The sequence below is a fragment of the Streptomyces sp. NPDC005574 genome (assembly GCF_040605435.1).
GTDB lineage: Bacteria > Actinomycetota > Actinomycetes > Streptomycetales > Streptomycetaceae > Streptomyces.
In genome coordinates, this window is record NZ_JBEXCW010000185.1 from 1 (window position 1) to 6,645 (window position 6,645).

Below are 6,645 nucleotides of genomic sequence, written 5' to 3' on the forward strand. Positions count from 1 at the left end.
ACCGCCTTGGGCCACTTCGCGTCGTACGTCCTCTCGAACGCGGTGATCGCCTTCTCTGCGTGGGTGCGGTCCTCGGCGTTGTAGATCTCCTGGAGGGCCTTCTTCGCGCCGGGCTGTGCAGACTTCGGCAGCGCGTTCATGACATTGCGGGTTTTGTGAACCCAGCACCTCTGGTGCCTGGTCTGCGGAAACACCCCTGCCAGGGCTCGCCAGAGACCCATCGCTCCATCGCCGACGACGAGCATCGGGTCGCGCATGCCACGCCGGCGGCAGTCCCGCAGCAGATCCGCCCAGGACTCGGTGGACTCCCGCAGTCCCTCGGCGATCGCGATCAGTTCCTTGGTCCCGTCGATGCGGACGCCCATCAGGACCAGGAGGCAGGAGTGCGTCTGGGACAGGCGGATCTTGGGGTGGACGCCGTCCGCCCACACGTAGACGTAATCGGATTCCGCCAGGTCACGGCGCTGAAACTCGGCATGCTCGGCGGTCCACTGTTTCGTCAGCCGGGTGACGGTGGCCGACGACAGCCCGGCCGGGGAACCCAGGAACTGCTCCATCGCGGGCACGAAATCGCCCGAGGACAGGCCGTGGAGGTAGAGCAGCGGCAAAACCTCGCTGATCTTCGGGGACTTCCGGCACCACGGCGCGAGGATCTTCGAGGAGAACCGCATCCGTTCACCGGACGCCTCGTCGACGCGCTTGTCGTTGACCCGCGGGGCCGTGACCTCGACGGGCCCCGCGGCCGTGGTCACCTTCCGCGGGCGGTGCCGCCCGTTGCGGACCACCAGCCGGCGGCCTGCCTCGTCGCGCTGACCGGCGAGCTCGGCTATGTACTGGTCGACCTCCGCCTCCAGGGCGGCAGCCAGCATCCGCCGGGCTCCCTCCCGGACGATCTCGTCGATCAGGGAACCAGTCTCGGTGGTGCCGTCTTCGTTGACTACGCTGAGCACGGGCGTGCCTTCCCAACCCGCGCTACCAACGCGGGTCTACTCGGTGACCTTGAGTCGATCACTCGGGAAGGTACGCCTCCACATCCCACGAGGCACCCCACCCGAAGCCGATCCACAAGTCTTGAGCATTGCTCTATCAGTGGCGCCGTACTCGGCGGGCTGAACGCTGTAGTGGGTGCACAGGTAGTCCATTGATGCGTTCTTGGGTTCCTGCTTGCACTCGATGACGATGTAGAAAGCGCCGTAGAACAGGACGATGTCGGTGCGGCCGGAACCGAGGTTCTTCACTTCCCAGCGTGGGCTGGTGCTGACCGACGTGTACAGGCGTTTGGCGAGGTCTTTGGCCATATCGACCTCCTTTGGCGATTCTTCGTCCTTGGTGAACGGCCGCAGGAAGGGTTCGCCCAGCGGGCCGCCGGACTCGGCCTCGATGGACCAGCGCGTGTAGCGCAGGAGGAAGACCAGCAGTTCCTCGACGCGAAGTGCAGCTTCCCCGCCGATGCCGGTGATCCGGTCGATGTCCTCCTGTAGCTCGCGCAAGATAGTGTTGGCGTAGTCGCTGAGATCGGGCTCGCGCGCGGCAAGGACGGCCCGACCGGACTTGTTGAGGTCCTCGGCGAGTTCCGGTTCGTTGTGTAGCAGCGCGGTCAGGCGTTCTCGCACCGGGGCAGCCAGGGCCAGTGCCGAGGTGACGGCGCTGACCTCGATCTCATGGCCTTTTGGGTCTTCACTGCCGCCTCCGGTGTGCATCAAGTCCCGCAGTTCACGAACGGCGGCCCGGGCTTCCTGGCTGGCGCTGGAGTCGTCGGCGTGGAGGGACAACCATCGATCGAGGAAGGCGGAGCTGTCACCCCTGGCCGTCAGTGAGCTCATGAGTCGGGGCTGCAGCAGGTGCGGAAGTGCTGTGGCGTCACCAGACGTGGGCGGCTCATCGGCGTGGGGGATGTCGGGTGGCACGAGCAGACGGATGGTTCGGTGTGCGCTGTAGGCCTGGGCAATGGCTGAGATGAGCGCCGGCGGGTCCCACCACACCTCGTCGAGGCTGTGCAGGACGTGCAGTCGGTCGGTGAATTGCACCCAGGCGGCGGTGGCATCCGCTCGGGGCTGGCGCCAGGTCGGCCGCTCGCGGAGGCCGGTCAGCCGGTAGTCCACTACCAGTGCGTGCAGGTCTTCGAGGGTGGAGTCGGAGATGGTGTTCCCGGCGGTGAAAGACAGCAGGGCGTCTAGAGCCGTGTGGAAGATGCGGGCGTCCAGGCGGTCTTCGTAGCGAGTGCACCGGTCCAGCCACACCAGGGCCTGCCGCAGCGCTGGAACGGCCTCGTCCAGGGTGTTCTTGGCCAACCCGGTTGGGTGCAGCTCGACTGCAGTGAGGGGGGCGTCAGGCCTCGAGTGTGAATTCGTGCTGGTAGCGGGTTTGATGCACTCGCTGTCGTTCCTGTTCGACGTGGTAGGTGAAGTACTCGTCGAAGTCGCCGTTGCTGGTGACGGCTCGTAGCTTGAGGACGGCTTCGGCACCGTCGAGCCCCCACCGAGCGCCGGTGATGTCGAGCCTGTCGCCGATCAGATGGCGGCAGGCACCTTCGATGACGCCAGTGGCGATCGGCCAGCCCTCGTTGAGCGCGACGTCGTAGCCGAGCCACTCCTGCTTGGCCGTCAGGTAACCGATGCACGCGTCGACGCCTTTACGCTGGTCCGCCGAGAGGCCGGCCTCGGTGGCCTGCCGGCCGAGAGTGGTGGCCACGTCCTGGCTGTATCCGGCCAGGATCTTCACTGCGTGGGTGGCGACCCATCGCTCGGCGGCCGGGTCCCCGTTGGTGTGGAAGCACCATGCGGCCTTCCACACGTACTCGATCACGTGGATGAAGTCGATGAGTATGTGAAGGTCGACACCTCGACGCGCGGCCTCGGCCTGGATGAGGTCGAGTTGGTGGCGGGCCCCGTCGACCAGCATGATCCACCTGCGGCGGTGCTGAGGGTCCCGGTGTTCGGCCTGGTCGAAGACGTCGGCGATGACCTGCGCGCTGGTCTGCGCGATCGAGGCGGTCAGCCACTTGTTCTTCGCCTTCGGCCCCTTGCGATGGTGGCCGGCGTGCTCACTGCCGGTGCCGGTGCCGGTGCCAATGTTGTTGCTGCTAGTGGTGGTGGTGTCGGGTTCGGTGAGCGTGACGACGTGGTGTGGGCGGCGGGGCACCGGTTCGGCGTCGTAGACGGCTCCGAGGGTGGCCATTCGCTTCCTGCCGTTCTTCTCCCCGCCGGCAAGTCTGGTCCGGTAGGTGTTGCCGCCTTTCGCGCGGGCTGCCTTGGCGGTCTGATCGCGTAGGGCTTCGGGCCGCATCACCACGCCCTTGGCGTCCGTGCTCAGTATCAGCAGTGTGCCGTCGGTGTAGGGCTGGGGCGGACGTGAGGCGTAGAACTTCTCGATGTCACGGGCGGTGGCCACGGTCAGCTCCTCGACCTGTCGTTTGCCGATCACCGGCCCGCACCGGTCGGTGATCGCGGCGTGCGCGGCGTCGAACGAGCCGCGGATCGCCTCGCGGGCGGCCAGGCGTCGCAGCCCGTGTGAGTGGGAGCGGGCGGGCAGGTTCAGCACCGCGTCGGCGAGATACAGGTTCGGTCGGCCCGCGGCCCGGTAGGCCAGTCGCCCGATCCGCACCGCGCCGAACAGGCTGGCCATACCCCGGCTGTGATCCTTCTCCACCCGGGCGTGTACGTTCCCACCGGCCTCGACGACCCTCGCGGTACCACCGTTCGCGTGAGCGCGTTCCTCCCGTAACTGCCGCAGGTCCAGACGGTCCTGGAACAGCTGGCGCAGTAACTCACGCCCGCTCGCCTCGATGTGCTCCTCGATCTCGTGGTGGCTCCACCCATCACTCTCCACGGCAGCCAGCCGATCGGTCAGCTCGGCAAACAGCGACCGGGAGGCCGCGAACGCCTCCATCCGATCCTCCAGCAGCGTCCCCGACGTCGCGTCCACCACGAATCCCCTCCTCACGCCCACCACCCCGATGGCCCGGACGACGGTAGAGGAGAAAGGGGCACCAACCCGCCGGGAACCGGCTCAGCCCTCGATCCAGGCGAACTGCCCGGGCTCGGCCTCGACGAGCCAGCCACGCTCCACCAGACGCTTGAGCTTCGAACGCATGCCCTCCACATGACGAGGCTCCTCGCCCAACCCCAGGGCCGTGCTGATCTCCTTGGCCCGCAGCGCCCGCCTCGCGTACGAAATCACCTCCACCACGTCCCGGTAGGCCAGGGGAAGTACCTGCTCGTCCAGTCCGGGAGCACGGGCCGGCACCGTCTGATACGGCCCTGCCATCGCCGCCCGCACCAACGCGTCCTCGCCGTCGCTATCGCCGTCACCCGGCTTGGTGGGCTTGTCCCACGATGCCGGGGTCTGCGCGAGTAACTCACTGATGGTCGTCCTGGTGATCGCCAGGCGGGACAGGTCCTGCTCGACCTCGGCCAACTGCCCGGCCAGCACGGCGATCTGAGCCTTGAGCTCCTCGGCCCGCGCACGAGCCGCCTCTTCACGCGCCGTCAACTCTTCCATGAGTGAAGCCATCACCACCCCCAGGCACCGAACATAGAAGACAAGCCCGGACAGCGGCACCCAGATCAAGAACTTCCCAGCTCAACAGGTCCCTGCAACCGAGCTATACCCAAAGCCGTTCGAGCCTTTCCCCGACACCTGGCGGGAGAGGCTCGTTCATCCCGCACGGCGGTGGTTCCGGCGCCACGGCCAGCTTTCACCAGCTGGCCCGGAACCCGCCCCGTGCGGGCCACGACCGAGTACCGGAACGAGGGAGGCCGGCATGTGCGGGGAGGTTACGCAGTGGGGACCGGGTGGGGGGCCCGAGAGGCTGCGCACCGCCTACTTCGCGGCCCGCGTTGCGCAGTCGGCCCGCACCGTTGCGCACCGGCCGCCGCGCAACGATGCGAAGACTGCGCAACGCGCCCCGCCGATCGCGGCGTCGGTGTGCGGTCGACGCCCGGTGTCTGCGCCGCTGTTCGGGCCGGGTAGTACCGTGAGCGCGAATTCGTGCAGGTCAAGCCCGTGATGCGCAACCGTTGCGCAGGCCGGGCGGTGAAGGGGGAGGTTCGGTGGCGGGTTCGCGGACGTATCCGTACGGGTCGAGGACCGCGGTGCGCGCGCACGTCCTGGCGGCGCTCGGTGTGCTGAAGCTGGCCACGGCGGATCAGATGCACCGGCTGATGGCGCCCGGCCACAAGGACAACAAAGGCTTCCGCAACGCCGCCCTGGACCTGGCCCGGCATGGCCTGGTGGTGTCGGAGGGCAGCAGCAGGGACGGGCACAAGATTTGGTCCCTGACACCGGTGGGTCTGGACGCGGCCGCCGAGGTGCTGGGACGGCCGGTGGGGGAGATGGGCGGGACCGCGCGGGGAGCTGCTCGTTCGGGTGCCCCGCACGCGATGGCGGTCAACGAGACCGTCATCGCGATGACCCGCACGCCCGCCGCGGCGACTCGTCCGGTCCCCCGCCAGCAGCCGCCAGGAGCGCCGCCGGCGGCCCCGGCCGCCGACACCCCGGCGCCCCAGGACGGATCCGGGGATGAGTCGCAGGGGTTGGGGTGGATCGGCTCCTGGACCACCGAGGTCCCCCTCAGCGCGAGCAGTGCGAAGTCGAACCGGGCCGGGGTCCGCGTCGATGCCGTCTTGCAGGCCCCGGAGGCGGAGCTGCCAGTGCTGTTCGTGGAGGTCGACAACTGCACCGAACCCGCCGACATCCTGGCCGCGAAGTTCGAGAAGTACATCCGCTACTTCCGCGCCCGGATCAAGAGTTCCCTCGGTACGGAGATGCCGGCGTGGCGCGCTCACTACCGTCCCTCGGGACGCGACGGTCACCCGCCCGTGCTGATCGTGTTCAACCCGGGGACGCGGATCGGTGAGCAGGCGTTGAAGAACCGCGTGAACACCGTCATGGACCTGACCCGCACCGTGTGGTCCGGCGACTGGCACCTCGACTCCGGCTACGGCGCCCCGGCAGGGGAGCGGGACGGCTACTACGACTACGACGACGCGATCCCCCTGCTGTTCACCACCCTGGGCCGGCTGAAAGCTGAGGGCCCGCGCGGGCTGGTGTGGTGGCGGTGCGGACACGGCCGCTGGGAAACTCTGCCCGACGCACTCGACAACCCGGCCGACCACCGGGCATGGCAGGCCCGGGACACGGCACGCCGCGCTCGGTACGACGAACAGCTGGCACAGCGCGAACGCGAGCGGGCTGCGGAGGAGGAGCGGTGGGCCACGAAGCCGCCCGAGCCGGAACCCGCGCCCGAGGTCGCATCGTGCGAGCGCTGCGGACTGCCGACCAGCGGCACGCGGGGCCAGGACGACGCTCTGGTCGCTGCGCCGGAAGAGGGCTGGCTCTGTCCGGCATGCCGTACCGCTGCCGACGTCGACGTCTACCAGCATCCGACCCTGCGTCAGACGCTCTTCGGCAGCCGTCGGCGGGGCAAGTAGCCCGGTCCCGTCCCCCTCTCTGTCAACGTAGGTCGAGCCAGGCATACTGGATGATTCATTGAGTCGAGGGCGGAGAAGGAGTAGTGCCCCAGGTGGCCAGCAGCAATGACCACGAGGCTCCGGATCCGCAGGTGGAACCCCGTTCGGCCGGACCGCGCCGGTACACAGTGGAGTACAAGGCGAGGATCCTGGCCGAGTACGAGACGCTCGACCG

5 protein-coding genes are annotated in these 6,645 nt (G+C 68.2%); 1 reads left to right on the plus strand and 4 read right to left on the minus strand.

From position 1 onward, the window contains the following. The 4 genes from ABZT03_RS42390 to ABZT03_RS42405 form a co-directional block, all read right to left on the minus strand. A partial coding sequence (locus ABZT03_RS42390) for an IS256 family transposase (RefSeq protein ID WP_356049426.1) occupies positions 1–950 on the minus strand: 950 nt, incomplete at its 3' end. A gap of 36 nt (positions 951–986) precedes the next feature. After that, positions 987–2,291: a hypothetical protein gene (locus ABZT03_RS42395; RefSeq protein WP_356049428.1), complete on the minus strand. Its 1,305-nt coding sequence runs from the start codon at positions 2,289–2,291 to the stop codon at positions 987–989. A gap of 37 nt (positions 2,292–2,328) precedes the next feature. Further along, on the minus strand, positions 2,329–3,888 hold the full coding sequence (locus tag ABZT03_RS42400; protein WP_356049433.1) for an ISKra4 family transposase: 1,560 nt from the start codon (positions 3,886–3,888) through the stop codon (positions 2,329–2,331). Between the two features lie 120 nt (positions 3,889–4,008). Then, positions 4,009–4,569, minus strand: coding sequence for a hypothetical protein (locus ABZT03_RS42405; RefSeq protein WP_356049429.1), 561 nt, complete (start codon positions 4,567–4,569; stop codon positions 4,009–4,011). A gap of 524 nt (positions 4,570–5,093) precedes the next feature. Between ABZT03_RS42405 and ABZT03_RS42410 the strand changes: the two genes are divergently transcribed. Next, positions 5,094–6,431, plus strand: a complete 1,338-nt coding sequence (locus tag ABZT03_RS42410; RefSeq protein ID WP_356049431.1) for a replication-relaxation family protein — start codon at positions 5,094–5,096, stop codon at positions 6,429–6,431. Positions 6,432–6,645 lie beyond the last annotated feature (214 nt).

What these genes read in the sequence shown, in the direction of transcription:
- ABZT03_RS42400 (WP_356049433.1), bottom strand. Translation starts at nt 3,888, where the DNA reads ATGGAGGCGTTCGCGGCCTCCCGGTCGCTGTTTGCCGAGCTGACCGAT.